An 18,231-nucleotide genomic window follows, 5' to 3' on the forward strand; every position below is an offset into this window, starting at 1 on the left:
AATCCTGACCGGCACTCCGCAGGCTCTTACGAGTGCTGTTCCGCCGTGGTGTTGACCCTGTCCGTCCGTCCTCGCTCGCCGGACGGCCCGGGGATGCGCCCGTAGCCGCCGCCCCCCGGCGTGCGGACCACCAGTACGTCCCCGGGGCCCGCCTCCGCCGTGTCACAGCCCTCCAGCACCGTGATCGTGCCGTCGGCGCGCTCGATGACATTGCTGCCCAGTCCGCCGGGCTCGCCGCCGGCCATGCCGTACGGCGGCACCCTGCGGTGCCCCGAGAGCAGCGCCACCGTCATCGGCTCCAGGAAGCGCAGCCGGCGCTCCACCCCATGGCCGCCGCGCCAGCGGCCGGCGCCGCCGCTGTCCTCGCGCACCGCGAAGCTCTCCAGGCGCACCGGATAGCGCCACTCCAGCACCTCGGGGTCGGTGAGGCGCGAATTGGTCATATGGGTCTGCACGGCGTCGGCCCCGTCGAAGCCGTCGCCCGCGCCCGAGCCGCTGGCGATCGTCTCGTAGTACTGCACCCGGTCATTGCCGAAGGTGAGGTTGTTCATGGTGCCGGAGCCCTCCGCCTGGACGCCCAGCGCCGCGTACAGCGCGCCGGTGACGGCCTGCGAGGTCTCGACGTTGCCTGCCACGGTCGCCGCGGGATACTCGGGAGCGAGCATCGAGCCGTCCGGGACGCGGACCTCCAGCGGCTTGAGGCAGCCGCTGTTGAGCGGGATGTCGTCGGCGACCAGGGTCCTGAAGACATAGAGGACCGCGGCCATGACGACCGACTTGGGCGCGTTGAAGTTCCCCGGCTGCTGGGGCGAGGTTCCGGTGAAGTCCAGTACCGCGCTGCGGGTCTCGCGGTCCACACGTACCTCGACCTGGATCACCGCGCCGTTGTCGGTCTCGTAGTGGTACGAGCCGTCACGCAGTTCGGCGACGATCCGGCGCACCGACTCCTCGGCGTTGTCCTGGACGTGCCGCATATACGCGTGGACGACGTCGAGGCCGAACTGGTCCACCATCCTGCGCAGTTCGGCGATGCCCTTCTCGTTGGCGGCGATCTGGGCCCGCAGATCGGCCAGATTGCTGTCCGGGTCGCGCGAGGGGTGCGGCGCGTCGGCGAGCAGCGCGCGCGTCTCGGCGTCGCGCAGCCTGCCGTCCCGTACCAGCAGCCAGTTGTCGAAGAGGACGCCCTCCTCGTGGACGGTCCGGCTGAAGGCGGGCATGGATCCGGGGGTGATGCCGCCGATCTCGGCGTGATGGCCGCGCGAGGCCACCAGGAACAGCAGCCCGGTGCCGTCTTCGTCGAAGACGGGCGTCACCACCGTCACATCGGGCAGGTGCGTACCGCCGTGGTACGGGTCATTGATGGCGTAGACGTCACCGGGACGCATCGTGCCTTCGTTGCGTCGCAGCACCTCCTTGATCGACTCCCCCATGGATCCGAGATGCACGGGAATGTGCGGGGCGTTCGCAATGAGATTGCCCTCGGCGTCGAACAGCGCGCAGGAGAAGTCGAGCCGCTCCTTGATGTTGACCGAGTGCGCGGTGTTCTCGAGGCGTACGCCCATCTGCTCGGCGATCGCCATGAAGAGGTTGTTGAAGATCTCCAGCATGACCGGGTCGACGTCCGTGCCCACCGCGACCCTGCTCGGACGGGGACGCACCCGGGTGAGCAGCAGATGCCCCCGCTCCCCGGTGGCCGCCTGCCAGCCGGGATCCACCACGGTGGTGGCGTCGGCCTCGGCGATGATCGCCGGGCCCTCGACGGTGTCGCCGGGCCGCAGATCCTCCCGCCGGTACAGCGGGGTGTCCTGGCGGCGGCCCTCCACGTACATCCCTACCATCGCCCGGCGCTCGAGCGTGCCCTCACGGGCGGCCTGCTCGACGGCCTGCGGGCCGTGCGGTCCGGCCGCGCCCACGGCCTCCACCGAGACCGCCTCGACGACCAGCGGCTTGTCCATGGTGAAGGCGTAACGGGTCCGGTGGGCGGCCTCGAAGGCCCCGGTCATGTCGGCGATGCCGGCCAGGTCGACGGGCAGGCTGGAGTCCGTACCGGCGTAGCGGAGCAGTACGCGTGCGTGCGTGCTGATCGCGCTGTCCGGGACGGCGTCGGCGCGCAGCTCGGCTCGGGTGCGTTCGGCGAGCGCGTCGCACAGTTCGCGTACGCGGCCCAGCGTCTTCTCGTCCAGCTCCGCCTCGACGGACTGTTCGCGCATCGCGGTGGCGTCGGCGAGACCCATGCCGTAGGCGGAGAGGACACCGGCCAGCGGCGGCACGATCACCGTGTTGATGCCCAGCGCGTCGGCGACGGCACAGGCGTGCTGCCCACCCGCGCCGCCGAAGCTGTTGAGCGCGTAACGCGTGATGTCGTACCCGCGCTGCACGGAGATCTTCTTGACGGCATTCGCCATGTTGAGCACCGCGATCTCCAGGAAGCCCGCGGCAACCTCCTCGGGGGTGCGGCCGCCGCCCACCTTCTCTGCGAGTTCCGTGAAGCGCGCCCGCACGACGGCGTCGTCGAGCGGCTGGTCGCCGTCGGGGCCGAAGACGGCCGGGAAGTGGGCGGGCTGGACGCGGCCGAGCATCACATTGGCGTCGGTGACGGCGAGCGGTCCGCCCCGCCGGTAGCAGGCGGGTCCGGGTACGGCTCCGGCCGAGTCGGGGCCCACGCGGTAGCGCTGGCCGTCGTAGTGCAGGATCGAGCCGCCGCCCGCCGCGACCGTGTGGATGTTCATCATCGGCGCGCGCATCCGTACCCCGGCGACCCGGGTGCCGAAGATCCGCTCGAACTCGCCCGCGTAGTGCGACACATCGGTCGACGTGCCGCCCATGTCGAAGCCGATGACCCGGTCGAAGCCGGCCTGCCGGCCGGTACGGGCCATGCCGACGACACCACCGGCCGGACCGGAGAGCACGGCGTCCTTGCCCCGGAAGTGGGCGGCTTCGCGCAGGCCGCCGTTGGACTGCATGAACATCAGCCGGATACCGTCGAGTTCCTCGGCGACCTCGTCGACGTACCTGCGCAGGATCGGCGAAAGATAGGCATCCACGACGGTGGTGTCGCCCCGTGGCACCAGTTTGATCAGCGGGCTGACCTCGTGCGAGCAGCTGACCTGCGTGAACCCCAGCTCACGGGCCGCCTCGGCGACGGCGGCCTCATGGGCGGGGTGGCGGTAGCCGTGCATGAGGACGACGGCGGCGCTGCGGAAGCCGTCGTCGCGGGCGGCACGCAGCCGGTCCGTGACAGCGGCCAGATCGAGGGGCCGTACGGTCGATCCGTGCGCGTCGATGCGTTCCTGCACCTCGACGACCCGGTCGTACACCGCCTCGGGCAGCACGATACGACGGTCGAAGAGCCGGGGCCGGTTCTGGTAGGCGATGCGCAGCGCATCGCGGAAGCCCTCCGTGACGACCAGGACAGTCGGCTCGCCCTGCCGCTCCAGGAGGGCGTTGGTGGCGACCGTCGTCCCCATCTTGACGATCTCGACCCGGTCGGCGGGGATAGAGTCGACAGGGCCCAGTCCGAGCATCAGCCGGATACCGGCGACGGCCGCGTCACGATAGCGCTCCGGGTTGTGCGAGAGCAGCTTACGGGTCACGAGCCGGCCGTCGGGCCGCCTGCCCACCACGTCCGTGAAGGTGCCGCCTCGGTCGATCCAGAACTCCCAGCGCCCGCTCATCCTCCCATTCTCGCAAGGGAGCTGAAGTCGGCGCCGGAATGCCCACGGGGGTCCCCCGGGCGAAGTCCCAGGGGGAGGCCGATACGGCTGCCAGCGCCGCGGAGAGCCTCCGGGCGGCCTGCTGGTCGAGGCGGACACTGGTGCCGCGGGCCCAGTGCCGTACCTCCGACGCGGCCAGGGCCAGCAGCTGCGGCAGCAGATCGGTGGACCGTCGGGCCACCCAGCCGGTGCCGGCGGTGGCCAGCCAGAGCAGCGAGGCCGCGCGGCTGGGCGGCGGCTGCTCGGGATCGGTCCCCGGCGCGGTGCCGAGGGCCAGACCACGGGCCGTGAGCAGCTCGTGGAAGCGTGCGGCCATCATCCGGTGGCCGCGCTCGCCGGGGTGCAGCCGGTCGGCACTCCAGATGCTCCGGTCGGCGACCCAGGCGGCGTCGGCGGCGTGCAGATGGACGGCGTCATGGCGTGCCGAGACGGCGTGCACCACGGCGTTGACCGCGCGCTGCCGACGGGCCAGCGGCCGGGCGAGCGGCGCGGGCAGGCCCAGCATGGCGCCGGGGTCGGGCAGACAGGCCGTCAGCAGCACGGCGCCGCGGCCCGCCAGGGCGGCGCACACCTCGTCGAACCGGAGGGCGAGGGCGTGGATGTCGAAGCTGTGGCGCAGCGTGTCGTTGACCCCGACGACGACGGACGCGATGTCGGGGCCGAACTCCAGCGCCTCGGGCGTCTGTCGCTCGGCCACGTCCCGGGTGAGGGCACCGCTGACGGCGAGCTTGCGGAACTCCACGTCCACGGCGAGGCCGCCTGCGAGCAGCTCGGCCCATCCGCGCCAGGTGCCGTGCACCGGATCGCCGACACCCTCGCTGAGGGAGTCGCCGAGAGCCGCGAAGCGGACCGGGCGGGCTTCCACGGGGTGACGTCCACCGTCCGGTGGCCCGGAGTGTCCGTCCTCGAACGCCGGGCGGGCTGCGGGACGACGTTCTCCGCCGGGCCTCCCCGAGTGTCCGTCCTCAAGCACCGGACAGGCTGCAAGGTGACGCTCCCCGCCAGGCAGGCCCCGGCGTCCGTCCTCGGATGCCGAACCGGCCGCCTCCTCCAGGGAGCTGGGGGCCTGCCCCCGGATTCGGGTCATGTCGACGCCTCCTTGCGTACGGCACGCGCTGGAGCGTCGTGGGCGGACAGGAAGGCGTCGACGGAGGCCTGCCAGCCGAAGAGTTCCGCGCGGGCGCGGGCCGATTCGCGGCGGGCCGGTTCCGGACGGGCCAACATGTCCCGTACCGCACGGGCGAAGGCCTCCGGGGCGTCCGCGGCGGCCAGGCCGGCCGTGCCGAGGACCTCGGGGAGGGCCGAGGAGGCACTGGCCACGACCGGTGTGCCGCAAGCCAGCGCTTCCAGCGCGGCCAGGCCGAAGGTCTCGGCCGGGCCCGGGGCCAGGCAGATGTCCGCGGACGCCTGGAGCTCCGCGAGCCGCTCACGGTCCCCGACGTGACCCAGGAACTCCACGGGCAGCCGCCGCTCACGGGCGCTCCGCGCCAGCGCGCCGGCCAGCGGCCCGGTCCCGGCGACGATCAGAGAGGCCGGTACACCCTGTGCGCGCAGTGTGGCGAGCGTGTCCAGGGCCATGCCCGGCCGCTTCTCCACCGACAGCCGGGAGCAGAGCAGCAGCACCACGCCGTCCCGCGGGGCGGGGAACCGCCGGCCGGGCCGGAAGTGGTCCAGGTCCACGCCCAGCGGGGCGCGCACCACATTGCGTGCGCCGACGCGTACGAACTCGCGCTCCGCCCACTCCGTGGTGCACACGATCCGCGAATACGCCCAGGCGCTGCGGGTGTTGAGCCGGTCGGCGAGCCGTCCGGCTGCTCTCCCCGGCACCCCCCAGGTGCGCAGCACTCCGTCCGCCGTCTCGTGGGAGACCATCACCGACGGGACCCTGGCGCGGCGGGCCCACTCCCCGGTCCAGCGCAGCGTCGTACGGTCGCTGACCTCGATCCGGTCCGGTTCCAGTGCCTCCAGCAGCCCGCGCACCCGGCTCCGGTCGGCCAGTACGCGGTAGCCGCCGGTGCCGGGAAGCGCCGGACCGGGCAGGGTGATGACCCGGCCCTGCTCGGTGTCCCGGTCGCTCGCCCGCTCGCCCGGCACGACGAGCACCGGTTCATGGCCCGCCGCCGCATATCCCTGCCCGAGTTCGCGCAGCGCGGTGCGCAGCCCGCCCGAGGCGGGGGTGACGAAATTCGCCAGCCGTACGATCCGGAGGCCGCTCACGCCGCCACCGCCGTCCGCGCGTCCAGCACTTCGGCGTAGTGACCCAGCAGCCGGTCGCCCACGGCGGCCCAGGTGCGCCCCTCGACGGCGGCCCGGCCGGCCCGTCCGTACGCGGCCCGCAGCTCGTGGTCGGCTGCCAGGGTGGCCACGGCCTGCCGCAGCGCGTCCTCGTCGCCGGGCGGGACCAGCAGTCCGGTGCGGCCGTGGGCGACGAGGTCGAGCGGCCCGCCGGCGGCGGGGGCGATCACCGGTACGCCGCTCGCCATGGCCTCCTGCACGGTCTGGCAGAAGGTTTCGTACGGGCCGGTGTGCGCGAACACGTCCAGCGAGGCGAACACCCGGGCGAGGTCGTCACCGGTCCTGCGGCCGAGGAAGACCGCCCCGGGCAGCTCGGCCCGGAGCGACGGCCCGCTGGGCCCGTCCCCGACGACGACCACACGGACGCCCGGCAGGCCGCAGACCCCCGCGAGGAGCGAGACCCGCTTCTCGGGGGCGAGCCGTCCGACGTATCCGACGAGGAGCTCACCGCCGGGGGCCAGCTCACGGCGCAGGGCCTGGTCGCGAAGGGCGGGCCGGAAGCGGACGGTGTCGACGCCGCGCGGCCACAGCCGTACCCGGGGGATGCCCTGCTGTTCCAGGTCGCGGGCCGCCGCCGTGGAGGGCGCGAGCGTACGGTCCGCGGCGCCGTGCACGGCGCGCAGCCGCCGCCATGCCGCGGCCTCGCCCGCGCCCATGTACGTCCGGGCGTACCCGGCGAGGTCGGTCTGGTAGACGGCGAGGGCCGGGATGCCGAGCCGAGCGGCCGCCGCCATGCCGCGCACACCCAGGACGAAGGGACTCGCCAGGTGGGCGAGTTCGGCCCCGTGGGCAGCCATGGCGGCGGCCACACGCCGGCTGGGCAGCGCCACGCGCACCTGCGGATAGCCGGGCAGCGGCAGGGAGGGGACACGGACGACGGGGCACGGGGCTCCGCTGTCGTCCTCGGCCGTCGCCACGGCCGGGGCTATGACGAGCGGGTCATGCCCCTGCGCGGCGAGGTGCCGCGCCGTCTGCAGGGTGCAGTGGGCAACACCGTTGATGTCGGGCGGAAAGGATTCGGTGACGATGACGACACGCATACTCGTGTTCTCGTCCCGTCACGGGTGGCCCCGCCGACTTGGATCTTTCCGGACGTGGAACGTCCCATGAGCATTCACCCCCGGACCCCGGACCCCGATCGGCGGACGGGCCGGCTGCTCCGGCCCGTCCGTCGGTCGGGGTCGGGGTCCGCGGTACGCGAGGGACAGGGCATCCGCGGGTCAGACCGTCGGCGCGTCCGGTTCGAATCTGCTGCGGACCGCGGTCTGGACCTCGGCCTCCTCGGCGGGATCCATGGCCAGGTGGCGCAGCCGCTCCGGGACTCTCGGGTCGACCAGTTCGGCGTGGAGCGCGGCCACTTCCCGTGTCGTCTCCTCGCAGTCCCAGAGACATTCGACGGCGAAGCCCGTGACGAAGGAGGGATCGGTGGCGGCCAGCGCGCGTGCGGCGCGCCCGCGCAGGTGCGAGGAGGCCGTCTCCCGGTAGATGTGCCGCAGCACCGGCGCCGCGCAGCCGATGCCGAGGCGGCCCGCGCCGTCGACGAGCGACCACAGCGGCGGGGCATCGGGGCCGTCGGCGCGTACGGTCTCGCGCAGCGCGCCCAGCACCAGCCGGGCGTCGCGGGCCTCTCCGCGGCAGGCAAGCACACCGGCGGCGGAGGCTCCCAGGGCGTCCGGGCGCTGCACCCAACGGCGGGCACGCTCGACGGCCTCGTCGCCGCACATGCGCTCGAAGGCCTGCACGGCGGACTCGGCGACGGTCCGCGAGGGGCTCTGCGCCGCGGCCTCGATCAGATCGAGCACGGCCGGGTCACGTGATTCGGCGAGGTAGTGCAGGGCCGCGCAGCGTGCCGCGTCCGGGCCGCTGCGTGCGGCCTCGACGATCAGCGGGCGGTCCCCGGGGCCGGCGACGGCGGTCAGGCAGCGGGCCGCCGGAAGGTGCAGGTCGTTGCCGCGTTCCAGGCCTTCCTCGGCCCAGTCGAAGACGGCCTGCACGCTCCAGCCGGGGCGCGGGCCGCTGGGTCGCAGCTGTCTCTGCCATCGGTCGAACGACCCGTGCTCCCGGGCGGCCCGCACGCGGGCGCCGACGGCTTCCCGCGGGTCCTCCTCCCACAGCCGCCAGGGCCGCGGTTCGAAGGCGTCGCGGACGGCGGCGGCCAGTTCGGCGTCGCCTGCCGGCGTACGCGGGAATCTGGCGAGCACCGGACCGGCCAGGGAGCGCAGCCCGGCGTCGTCGTCGCGCAGGGCGAGTTCGTCGAGGGCCCAGGCCCAATTGGTGCCGGTCCCGGCGTAGCGGCGGAGCAGTGCCAGGGCGTCGTCCCGTCCGTACGCGGCGAGGTGGCCGAGTACGGAGATGGCAAGCCCGGTGCGCTGCTCCTCGGTGTCGACGATGTCGTCGGCCGCGAAGAGGTGCCGCTCGATCTCCGCGAGGCCGCCGTGGAGGTCGAGGTAGAGGCGTGCGTAGTAGAGGGAGCGGTTCTCCACCTGCCAGTCGTGGCGGGGGTCGCTCAGTACGCAGGTGTTCAGTGCCGCCAGCGCTTCGTCTCTCGGCGCGGCGAGCGCGTGCAGCGTGCCGTCGCCGCGGCCCCGCTGGAGCAGGCCGAGCAGGGTACCGCTCGGCGCTATGACTGGATCGAACATCGCAAACGCCTCACATCAAGCTGTCGACGAACCGGGAATCGTGCCTTGCCCAGCCGCGCAGCACCATGTTCGGCCGCTGCCCGCCGTCTTCCGCTTGATGCAGTGCATCGTCTCTCTGCCTCTCGTCGTTGGCCCTGGGGACATCCCCGGATGTTTCCCCCGGGGAGGGCTCGACGTCATGATGACCCAGCCATTTCGCTACCGCGACCACATTTCCGGCGTCCCGCTCAGCGGGCCTCGAACAGCTCCACCAGCTCGGACTTGCCGAACATCCGCGCGGTATCCAGCGCGGACGGGGTGCCCGCGGCCGGGTCGGCGCCGCCCGCCAGCAGGGTCCGGATCACCGCTGCCTCACCCTTGAAGACCGCACCGGCCAGGGGGGTCTGACCACGGTCGTTGGCCCGGTCCGGGTCGGCTCCGCGGTCGAGCAGTGCCCGTACCGCCTCGGCGTGTCCGTGGTAGGCGGCAAGCATGACGAGCGTGTCGCCCTTGTCGTTCGAAAGGTTCGCGGGGACACCCGCGTCGACGTACGCGGCGAGCGCGTCCGCGTCCCCCTGGCGCGCCAGATCGAAGATCTTGGTCGCCAGTTCGATCACCTCGGGATCCGGGGCTTCACTCATCGGACTGACCGCCTTTCACTGCCTTGACCTGTGGGTACGGCCGGCAGGCCGTACGAGTGAACCGACAGGGTACTGCCCGCCCAGCGGCATGACCCGGGCCTTCCACGGCAAGGGTCACGGCGGGTGAGGGTCACGCGGCGGAGGCGGCCGGACAGTGTGCCGCCCATGTGTCGAATTCTTGTCCGCCACTTCAGTGAAAATGCCACCGATTCACCCATTTGCATCTTTTATCACATAGATACTTCCCGTGATCCTTGGTCAACTCGTGGTGACGGTCCCCACAACCAGGAGAAATCCCATGATCCTGTCCATGTCAGGCGTCGTACTGCTCGCGATCATCGTCTTCCTCTTCTTCAAGAAGGACGGCCTCAAGGCCTCGCACGCGCTGGTCAGCGCTCTCTTCGGCTTCTACCTCGCGGGCACCGCGATCGCGCCCAGCATCACGGCGGGCGGCGCGAGCCTCGCCGGCCTTCTGGGCGGAATCAAGTTCTGACCCCGTCGTCCTCCCCAGAGGTACCCCCATCCACCGCTCCAGGAGACCGATGTGGCCCGGCGACCACTCCCCCGCATTCTGAGCAGCAGCAGCGTCTCGATCGCCCGCAGCCGGGAGTTCGCGCGCACGGCCGCCGACAACGCCACCGACGTTCTCCAACCGCTGATCACGGTGACCCGTGGTCTCCGGCGGCTGGCCGCCGTCGGCCGGCGCAAATGGGCGGAGACACCCAAGGACCGGCGCGGACCGCTGATGTTCCTTGTCACCGCCTGCTTCCTGGTGGTCGCGCTCATCCCGTACGGGCCGCTGCTCGCCCTGATCACGGTGATGGCCGCGGCCGCCTGGAAAGGACGTGAGCGCACACCCGCCAGGACCGGGCCCACCCCGGCGCAGCTGGCCCGGCTCCGGGCACTGTACGAGGCACTGGTGCCGTACTTCTCTCTCCCCGAGGACCCGAGTCCGCTGTACGCCCACGGCGGGGAGTGGGCCAAGGCCTTCGACAAGTTCGCTTTCGACGGCGACGGGCGGCTCACCCGGCTCCGGTTGAGCTATCCGCCCTACTTCACCGACGGCGAGGCCCCCTCCCGCGCCCTGATCGAGCGAGTGCTGCACGCCAAGTCCGGACGCGGCCGCGAATACCACTTCGCCTGGGACGAACTGGACAACAAGCTCGTCATGCGCGTGCTCGACGCGCTGCCCACCTCCATCGCGGCCCAGCGCTTCATCACCGCCCCCGGCGAGACCGTGCTGGGATTCACCGACCCCGACGCGGTGCAGCGCACCATGCCGGTCGAGGACGGCATGGAAACCAGGGACGCCTCCCCCGTGGTGTGGCGCACCGGCCCCCGCTCCGGCGAGCCGCATCTGCTCGTGGCCGGCCGGCCCGGCAGCGGGACCACCACACTGCTCCGCTCGATCGCGCTCCAGACACTCCAGCAGGGCGACGTACTGATCGTGGAGGGCAGCGGCACCGGCGACTACGCCTGTCTCACGGGCCGTACCGGCGTACTGGCCGTGGAGTGCGGCCTGGCCGGGGCACTGGCCGCACTGGAGTGGGCGGCGCACGAGACCGAGCGGCGGCTGATCGCCACGAACCGGGCCCGGCAGAGCGGGCGCCCCGCAACCGATGACATCAAACGGCCGCTGTGGATCCTCCTCGACCGGCCCACCGTCTTCGGACACCTGGCGGCGGCCGACGGGCGCACGGACCCTCAGGAGCTGCTCCAGGTGCCGCTGCGGCACGGCAACGCCGCGAACGTCACCGTGGTGGTGGCCGACCAGTTCGACGCCCTGGACGCGCTGAGCGAGACCGTACGGACGCACACCCGCACCCGGGTCGTGCTCGGCCCGGCGACGCCCGACCAGGTCGAGGCGGTGCTGGGTGCCCCACCGCACACCACGCCGCCTCCGCAGGTGCCGCCCGGCCGCGGCTACGTCCGGCTCGGCGTGGGCCCGGTCCTGCGCCTCCAGGTGCCGGCCACGCCCGATCCGTACGACGACGCGACGCCGGAGGCTCTCCGCCAGGCGGTCACGGCCCTGCTCCCGCCCCGCGAGACCCCGGACCCGGACCCGACCCCCGTCGTGGCCATTCCGGCATGCGAATCCGTTCCCGGCCTGTCCCCGGCGGCGGTGCCAGTGGAGGGCTGACGGACCGGGAGCCGCGCCCCCGGCCCCTGGGGGAGGGGCCCTACGCCACGGACGTGCGCGGGGCCTCCGTGCCCGCCGTCGCGCCCGTCGCGACCAGCTCCGCCGCGGCTGCCAGGCGGACTGCCGCCTCCCCCGCGACCGGGCCGCCGACCGTGAACGGCAGGCGGACGTAGCCTTCGAACGCGCCGTCGACACCGAATCGCGGTCCGGAGGGGACCCGCACACCGACCCGCTCGCCCACCTCCGCGAGCCGGGAGCCGGACAGCCCGCCGGCCCTCACCCAGAGGGTGAGCCCGCCGAGCGGCACCTCGAACTCCCAATCGGGCAGCTCCCGCCGCACCGCCGCGACCAGCGCGTCGCGGTTCTCGCGGGCCTGGGCGCGGCGCATGCCCACGGCCTCCTCCCAGCCGCCGGTGCGCATCAGCCAGTTGACGCCGAGCTGTTCGAGTACGGGCGTGCCGAGGTCGGCGTAGGCGCGGGCGGCGACCAGGCTGCGGATGACATCGGGGGCCGCGCGCACCCAGCCGATGCGCATGCCCGCCCAGAACGCCTTGCTCGCCGAGCCGACCGTGATCACCGTGGAGCCCGCGGGGTCGAAGCCGCAGACGGGGCGTGGCATCTCGAGGCCGGGCTCGAGGCGGAGTTCGGACATCGTCTCGTCGACGACCAGCACGGTCCCGGCGGAGCGGGCGGCGTCGACGAGCCGGCGGCGCTGGTCCTCGTCGGCCAGGGCGCCGGTCGGGTTGTGGAAGTCGGCGACGACATACGCGAGCCGGGGCGCGGCGTCCCGCAGTACCTGACGCCAGCGTGGCAGGTCCCAGCCGGCCAGCCCCTCGGCCATGGCCACCGGCACCAGGCGGGCGCCGGCCTCCCTCATCAGCTGGAGGATGTTGGCGTAGGAAGGCGACTCGACCGCGATGCGCTCGCCATGGCCCGCGAAGAGGTGGCAGATGGCGTCCATGGCGCCCATGGCACCGGTGGTGACCATGATCTGCTCGGGCATGGTGTTGATGCCGCGGGCGGTGTAGCGGTCGGCGAGCATCTGGCGCAGCGCGGGCAGACCGGCGGGGTAGTCGCCGTGGGTGTGCGCGTAGGGCGGCAGCTCCTCCAGGGCTCCCTGGACGGCCCGGGTGAGCCAGGGCTCGGGGGCCGGCAGGGCGGCGCAGCCGAGGTCGATCATCGAGCCGAGGGACTCGGGGGGCAGCGGCTCCAAACCACGGGCGGGCAGCGGGTTGCCCGCGGGCACCGCGGTCCAGCTGCCGGCACCCCGGCGGGACTCCAGGAAGCCCTCGGCGCGCAGCGTCTCGTAGGCGGCGGCGACGGTGGTGCGGCTCACGGACAGGGCCAGGGCCAGTTCACGCTCGGCGGGCAGCCGGGCGGCGACCGGGACCCGGCCCTCGAGGACGAGCAGCCGGATGCCGTCGGCCAGGGCGCGGTAGGCGGGCGGCTTGCGGGTGCCGCGTCCCGCGGGTCGGGGCTGCTGTGCGTTCAGCTGCCGGGCGAGCTGGGCGGCTCCGACCGCCGAAGTCCACGCTGCCATGGAATCCAGTCCACCTTCCTCGAATTGGCCATGGTTCGTTTCCGATTGCCAGCCACAGAGTGTCACGAGTCAGTCCAGTACCACCACAGGGGGGCATTCTCTTGTCCAATCTCACCCGTCGCCTGCTTCAGCTCTATCTCGGTCTGGTGCTGTACGGGGTCAGCTCGGCGCTCCTGGTCCGCAGCGGTCTCGGACTGGAACCGTGGAATGTGCTGCACCAGGGCCTGGCCGAGATCACCGGTCTCAGCATCGGCACCGTGGCGATCATCGTCGGAGCCGTGGTGCTGCTGCTGTGGATCCCGATCAAGCAGAAGCCCGGCCTCGGCACGGTCTCCAATGTCTTCGTGATCGGTTTCGCGATGGACGGCACGCTCTCCGTCGTCCCCGACGTCCGCCCTCTCGCGCCCCAGATCCTGATGACGGTCGGCGGCATCGTGCTCAACGGCATGGCGACCGGCCTGTACATATCCGCCCGCTTCGGTCCCGGTCCGCGCGACGGTCTGATGACCGGACTGCACCGGGTCAGCGGCCGGTCCATCCGGCTCATCCGCACCGGGATCGAGGTCACCGTCGTCGCCACCGGCTTCGCCCTGGGCGGCACGGTCGGCGTGGGCACGATCGCCTACGCGCTGGCCATCGGCCCGCTCGCGCAGATCTTCCTGAGGTTCTTCGCCATCCCGGAAGACGGCGGCCGAAGGGGCGCGCCCCACGCGCCGGAGGCTCATATCGACGCTGTGGAAGGGAGTGGGGGCACCCCTGGGGGCATCCCCAGCGGCAGCCGGGGGAGGTAGCCGGCAGAGCGCGCAGGTCGCGAGGCTCATGCCGATATGCGGCTCCGCCGCGTGAGCGACCCGAGCGCCGATACACGCCTGAATGCCCCGGAAGCCATCGGAGCTGTAAGGGGGTCGCAGCACGGTGGCCGCCGGGCGTACACCGCGACGCGCGATACTGCGGCGGTGACTCGCGTACGCCACCCCTACCTGGACCATCCCGCGCCGATACCCTTCGCCCATCGCGGCGGAACGGCGGACGGGCTCGAGAACACCGCCTCCGCCTTCGAACGGGCGGCGAAGGCCGGGTACCGCTATTTCGAGACCGATGTACACACCACCAAGGACGGCCGTCTCGTCGCCTTCCACGACGCGACGCTGGACCGGGTCACGGACACCCGCGGCCGGATCGCCGACCTGCCGTGGAGCTCGGTGCGGCTCGCCCGGGTGGCGGGGCGCGAGCCGCTGCCGCTCTTCGAGGAACTGCTCGAGGAGTTCCCGGACGCCCGGTGGAACATCGACATCAAGGCCGAGCCCGCGCTCGTCCCCCTGGTCGAGCTGATCCGCAGGACCAACGCCTGGGACCGGGTGTGCGTGGGCTCCTTCTCCGAGAGCCGGGTCGCCAGGGCGCACCGGCTGGCCGGGCCGCGGCTCGCCACCTCCTACGGCGTGCGCGGCGTGCTCGGGCTGCGGCTGCGCTCGTACGCCCTCCCCGCCGCGCTGCGGACCGGCGCGGTCTGCGTGCAGGTTCCGGAGAGCCAGGGCGGCATCCGGGTCGTGGACCGGCGGTTCGTACGGACCGCCCACGCGCACGGACTCCAGGTGCACGTCTGGACGGTGAACGAGCCCGATCGTATGGCCCGCCTCCTCGATCTCGGCGTAGATGGCATCATGACCGATCACATCGAGACGCTGCGCACGGTGCTGACCGAGCGGGGGGCTTGGATCTGACCGGGCCGAGCGTCGGACACGGGGACGAGCAGGGGGGCTCGGATTGAGCGCTGGGACCATCGCGCGGGCGGAGACGGCCGACCGCCGGCGCGAGCAACGCGGCTGGTATTTCTACGACTTCGCATGCTCCGTCTATTCGACGAGCGTGCTCACCGTGTTTCTCGGCCCGTATCTCACCTCGGTCGCCAAGGCGGCCGCGGACGCCGAGGGCTTTGTGCATCCGCTGGGCATACCCGTGCGGGCGGGAGCCGTTTTCGCCTATGCCGTGTCGGCGTCGGTCGTCCTCGCCGTGCTGGTGACGCCCTTCGTGGGCGCCGCCGCGGACCGCACGGGGCGCAAGAAGCCTCTGCTCGCCGCCGCCGCCTACGTGGGGGCGGGCGCGACGGCCGGGATGTTCTTCCTCGACGGGCAGCGATATCTGCTGGGCGCGGTGCTGCTGATCGTCGCCAACGCCGCGATGTCCGTCTCGATGGTGCTCTACAACGCCTATCTGCCACAGATCGCCGAACCCGAGGAACGGGACACGGTCTCCTCCCGGGGCTGGGCCTTCGGCTACACCTCGGGCGCCCTGGTTCTCGTCCTGGACCTCGTCCTGTACTCCGGGCACGAGAGCTTCGGCGTCTCCGAAGGGACCGCGGTACGGATCTGCCTCGCCACGGCCGGACTGTGGTGGGGCGCCTTCACACTCGTACCGCTGCGGCGGCTGCGTGACCGGCGGGTGGACCGCGGCGCGGAGGGCGCGGTCGGGACGGGCTGGCGCCAGCTGGCCGCGACCCTGAGGGACATGCGCCGCCATCCGCTGACGCTGTCCTTCCTGCTCGCCTATCTCGTCTACAACGACGGCGTGCAGACGGTGATCTCGCAGGCCTCGGTGTACGGATCCGAGGAGCTGGGCCTCGACCAGAGCACCCTGATCACAGCGGTGCTGCTGGTGCAGGTGCTGGCGGTGGCGGGCGCACTGGGCATGGGGGTGCTGGCCCGGCGGTACGGTGCCAAGCGCACCATCCTCGGTTCGCTGGCCGCGTGGACGCTGACGATCGGTGCGGGGTACTTCCTGCCGGCCGGGGCGCCGGTCTGGTTCTTCGCGCTGGCGGCGGCGATCGGCCTCGTCCTGGGCGGCAGCCAGGCGCTGTCACGCTCGCTCTTCTCCCATCTGGTGCCGCCCGGCAAGGAGGCCGAGTACTTTTCGGCCTACGAGATCAGCGACCGCGGGATGAGCTGGCTGGGGCCGCTGGTATTCGGTCTCGCGTACCAGCTGACCGGCAGCTACCGGGACGCGATCATCTCGCTGGTGATCTTCTTCGCGCTCGGTTTCGTACTGCTTGCGAGGGTGCCGGTGCGGCGCGCGGTGGCTGCCGCGGGGAACCCGGTTCCGGACCGGATTTAGACGTTGAAGTGAAAGGCCGGTAGTGTACGCCTTTGGCCTGCCAGACGGACCGTTACTGCGCGCTGAAGAAGTGAAAACACTGGGTGACAACTTCTGTCAGATGTGACAAAACGGGCATTGGTGGGTACAACAAGGGGCGGCACGACGGGCGACGCATGACCCGGAACGGGAATCTTTACCGCCGACCGGACGTTGACCGGATGACGACGACAGCGACACCTGTCCTGTGGGCGACAAGCCCGGGAGGCACGATTCATGAGTGAGCGAGCTCTCCGCGGCACGCGTCTCGTGGTGACCAGCTACGAGACGGACCGTGGCATCGATCTGGCCCCGCGCCAGGCGGTGGAGTACGCATGCCAGAACGGACATCGATTCGAGATGCCGTTCTCGGTTGAGGCGGAGATCCCGCCGGAGTGGGAGTGCAAGGCGTGTGGCGCCCAGGCACTCCTGGTGGACGGCGAGGGTCCCGAGGAGAAGAAGGCGAAGCCCGCGCGCACGCACTGGGACATGCTCATGGAGCGGCGCACCCGCGAGGAGCTCGAAGAGGTCCTGGCGGAGCGGCTGGAGGTTCTGCGCTCCGGCGCGATGAACATCGCCGTGCACCCGAGGGACAGCCGCAAGTCCGCGTAACGCTCGCGTTACGCGCGCACAGCGCAAAGAGCCGCGGGTCCCGGACACCGAGTGTCCGGGACCCGCGGCTCTCGCGTGTGCGCCACCGGGGTGTCCCGGGCCGGGGGCCGAAGCCCCCGGGCTTCAGGACGTGAGGGGAGGGCGCGGCTGGTCCCCCGGGGAGGGGGGCTGCGGGGTGTCCTCGCGGATGACCTCACCCTGGACAATCTTTCCGTCCGGGCGGTGCATGCGGGCTTGCTGGAAAGCGTTGCCCAGGCTGCCGGGCGTCGCCCGCCTCATCCGGCGCTCCAGGGCCCGTTCCGTGTACCGGCCGAGCCACTTCCGCACCGGGGGTACGAGACACAGCAGTCCGGCCAGGTCCGATATGAAGCCCGGCAGGATCAGCAGCAGCCCGCCGAGCATGGTGAGCGCGTTGCCGCTGCCCTCGGACCCGGGTTCGGTGGCCGCCCCCGGCTGGAACGTCTCGGTGAGGCGCCGGAAGGCACGCCGGCCGGCTTGTTTGATCACCGCACCGCCGAGCACCGCGGCGCCCACGAGCAGGGCCAGTACGGTCAGGCCCCCGATCGCCTCGGCGACCAGGATCAACAGCCAGATCTCCAGCACCAGCCAGGCGGCGAGGGCGAGGGGTACGAACCTGCGGGCGCGGGAGCGCCCATGGGCTTTCTGAGGCGGTGCGCCGATCGTCATGCTCCCAGTGTGCCTGGGCCCGGTTCACGCCGGTACACGAGGGCGATCAAGGGCGCTTGCGGCCCAGTACGCGGTTCGCCCGGGTCTGCAGACCCCAGGCGGTGACCCGCCACAGTGCTTCGACGACGATGTCCCGGCTCATCTTGGAGTCGCCCGCCTCGCGCTCCACGAAAGTGATGGGCACCTCGACGACGTGATATCCGGCGGCGACCGCGCGCCGGGCCAGGTCGACCTGGAAGCAGTACCCCTGGGAGGCGACGTCCTGGAGTCCGAGTCCCTCGAGGGTCTCCCGGCGGAAGGCGCGGTAGCCGCCGGTGACATCACGGATCGGCACGCCGAGCAGCACCCGCGAGTACGTACTGCCGCCGCGCGAGAGGAATTCCCGGTACTTGGGCCAGTTGACCACCCGGCCGCCGGGCACCCAGCGGGAACCGAGCACCAGATCGGCGCCCTTGAGCGCGGTCAGCAGCCGGGGCAGCTCCTCCGGCCGGTGCGAGCCGTCCGCGTCCATCTCCACCAGTACGCCGTAGCCGTGGTCCATGCCCCAGCGGAAGCCGGCCAGATAGGCCGCGCCGAGGCCTTCCTTGCCCTTGCGGTGCAGAACGTGGACCTGGCTGTCGCCGACGGCGAACTCATCGGCGATCTTTCCCGTGCCGTCGGGGCTGTTGTCGTCGGCGACGAGGATGTCCGCCTCGGGAACGGCGGCGCGTACGCGAGTGATGATCGGCTCGATGTTCTCGGCCTCGTTGTAGGTCGGGATGATCACCAGGGCTCTGCCCAGCGGACCGTACCGCCTCTGACCCGCGTCGTTCACTACTGCCCCTTCACTGTCCGTGCTGAGGGACCACCATAGCGAGCG

Annotated in this window: 14 protein-coding genes and 1 pseudogene; 6 read left to right on the plus strand and 9 right to left on the minus strand. The window is 72.0% G+C overall.

Annotation, left to right across the window (positions count from 1 at the left end; translation table 11 throughout):
- Positions 1-26: 26 nt before the first annotated feature.
- The 6 genes and pseudogenes from ABD858_RS04945 to ABD858_RS04970 form a co-directional block, all read right to left on the minus strand.
- Positions 27-3,674 (minus strand): hydantoinase B/oxoprolinase family protein, encoded by a 3,648-nt coding sequence (locus ABD858_RS04945; protein ID WP_345034840.1) that lies wholly within the window; start codon positions 3,672-3,674, stop codon positions 27-29.
- Between the two features lie 79 nt (positions 3,675-3,753).
- A pseudogene (locus ABD858_RS04950) lies at positions 3,754-4,578 on the minus strand (SGNH/GDSL hydrolase family protein); the annotation flags it as partial.
- A gap of 218 nt (positions 4,579-4,796) precedes the next feature.
- The gene (locus ABD858_RS04955; protein ID WP_345034841.1) at positions 4,797-5,930 is read right to left on the minus strand and encodes a glycosyltransferase; all 1,134 of its coding nucleotides are present in this window, start codon (positions 5,928-5,930) and stop codon (positions 4,797-4,799) included.
- Positions 5,927-7,048 carry a glycosyltransferase family 4 protein gene (locus tag ABD858_RS04960; protein ID WP_345034842.1) on the minus strand — a complete coding sequence of 374 codons (1,122 nt, stop codon included), beginning with the start codon at positions 7,046-7,048 and terminating at the stop codon, positions 5,927-5,929. The genes ABD858_RS04955 and ABD858_RS04960 overlap by 4 nt, the downstream gene beginning before the upstream one ends.
- A gap of 180 nt (positions 7,049-7,228) precedes the next feature.
- Positions 7,229-8,647, minus strand: coding sequence for a HEAT repeat domain-containing protein (locus ABD858_RS04965; RefSeq protein ID WP_345034844.1), 1,419 nt, complete (start codon positions 8,645-8,647; stop codon positions 7,229-7,231).
- A 227-nt stretch (positions 8,648-8,874) separates the two neighbouring features.
- Positions 8,875-9,267, minus strand: coding sequence for an ankyrin repeat domain-containing protein (locus ABD858_RS04970; RefSeq protein WP_345034845.1), 393 nt, complete (start codon positions 9,265-9,267; stop codon positions 8,875-8,877).
- Positions 9,268-9,565: 298 nt separating this feature from the next.
- Between ABD858_RS04970 and ABD858_RS04975 the strand changes: the two genes are divergently transcribed.
- Positions 9,566-9,760, plus strand: a complete 195-nt coding sequence (locus ABD858_RS04975) for a hypothetical protein (RefSeq protein WP_345034846.1) — start codon at positions 9,566-9,568, stop codon at positions 9,758-9,760.
- 51 nt (positions 9,761-9,811) lie between these two features.
- Positions 9,812-11,407 carry a DEAD/DEAH box helicase family protein gene (locus ABD858_RS04980; protein ID WP_345034848.1) on the plus strand — a complete coding sequence of 532 codons (1,596 nt, stop codon included), beginning with the start codon at positions 9,812-9,814 and terminating at the stop codon, positions 11,405-11,407.
- Between the two features lie 40 nt (positions 11,408-11,447).
- Here ABD858_RS04980 and ABD858_RS04985 read toward each other — a convergent pair whose 3' ends face one another.
- Positions 11,448-12,947: an SCO1417 family PLP biosynthesis transcription factor gene (locus ABD858_RS04985; protein WP_345034849.1), complete on the minus strand. Its 1,500-nt coding sequence runs from the start codon at positions 12,945-12,947 to the stop codon at positions 11,448-11,450.
- Positions 12,948-13,048: 101 nt separating this feature from the next.
- Here ABD858_RS04985 and yczE point away from each other — a divergent pair, with 101 nt between their 5' ends.
- The 4 genes from yczE to ABD858_RS05005 all read left to right on the plus strand — a co-directional run bounded on the left by yczE (position 13,049) and on the right by ABD858_RS05005 (position 16,685).
- The gene (gene yczE, locus ABD858_RS04990; protein ID WP_345034850.1) at positions 13,049-13,738 is read left to right on the plus strand and encodes a membrane protein YczE; all 690 of its coding nucleotides are present in this window, start codon (positions 13,049-13,051) and stop codon (positions 13,736-13,738) included.
- A 165-nt stretch (positions 13,739-13,903) separates the two neighbouring features.
- On the plus strand, positions 13,904-14,668 hold the full coding sequence (locus ABD858_RS04995; protein ID WP_345034851.1) for a glycerophosphodiester phosphodiesterase family protein: 765 nt from the start codon (positions 13,904-13,906) through the stop codon (positions 14,666-14,668).
- Positions 14,669-14,711: 43 nt separating this feature from the next.
- The gene (locus ABD858_RS05000) at positions 14,712-16,055 is read left to right on the plus strand and encodes an MFS transporter (RefSeq protein ID WP_345034852.1); all 1,344 of its coding nucleotides are present in this window, start codon (positions 14,712-14,714) and stop codon (positions 16,053-16,055) included.
- Positions 16,056-16,310: 255 nt separating this feature from the next.
- Entirely contained in the window at positions 16,311-16,685 is a 375-nt protein-coding gene (locus tag ABD858_RS05005) for an RNA polymerase-binding protein RbpA (RefSeq protein ID WP_345034853.1), read from the plus strand.
- A gap of 123 nt (positions 16,686-16,808) precedes the next feature.
- Here ABD858_RS05005 and fxsA read toward each other — a convergent pair whose 3' ends face one another.
- Both fxsA and ABD858_RS05015 read right to left on the minus strand, forming a co-directional pair.
- On the minus strand, positions 16,809-17,372 hold the full coding sequence (fxsA, locus tag ABD858_RS05010) for an FxsA family membrane protein (RefSeq protein ID WP_345034854.1): 564 nt from the start codon (positions 17,370-17,372) through the stop codon (positions 16,809-16,811).
- A 46-nt stretch (positions 17,373-17,418) separates the two neighbouring features.
- On the minus strand, positions 17,419-18,186 hold the full coding sequence (locus ABD858_RS05015) for a polyprenol monophosphomannose synthase (RefSeq protein ID WP_345034856.1): 768 nt from the start codon (positions 18,184-18,186) through the stop codon (positions 17,419-17,421).
- Positions 18,187-18,231 lie beyond the last annotated feature (45 nt).

It is taken from the genome of Streptomyces sannanensis (genome assembly GCF_039536205.1).
In the GTDB taxonomy this organism is placed as follows: Bacteria; Actinomycetota; Actinomycetes; order Streptomycetales; family Streptomycetaceae; genus Streptomyces; species Streptomyces sannanensis.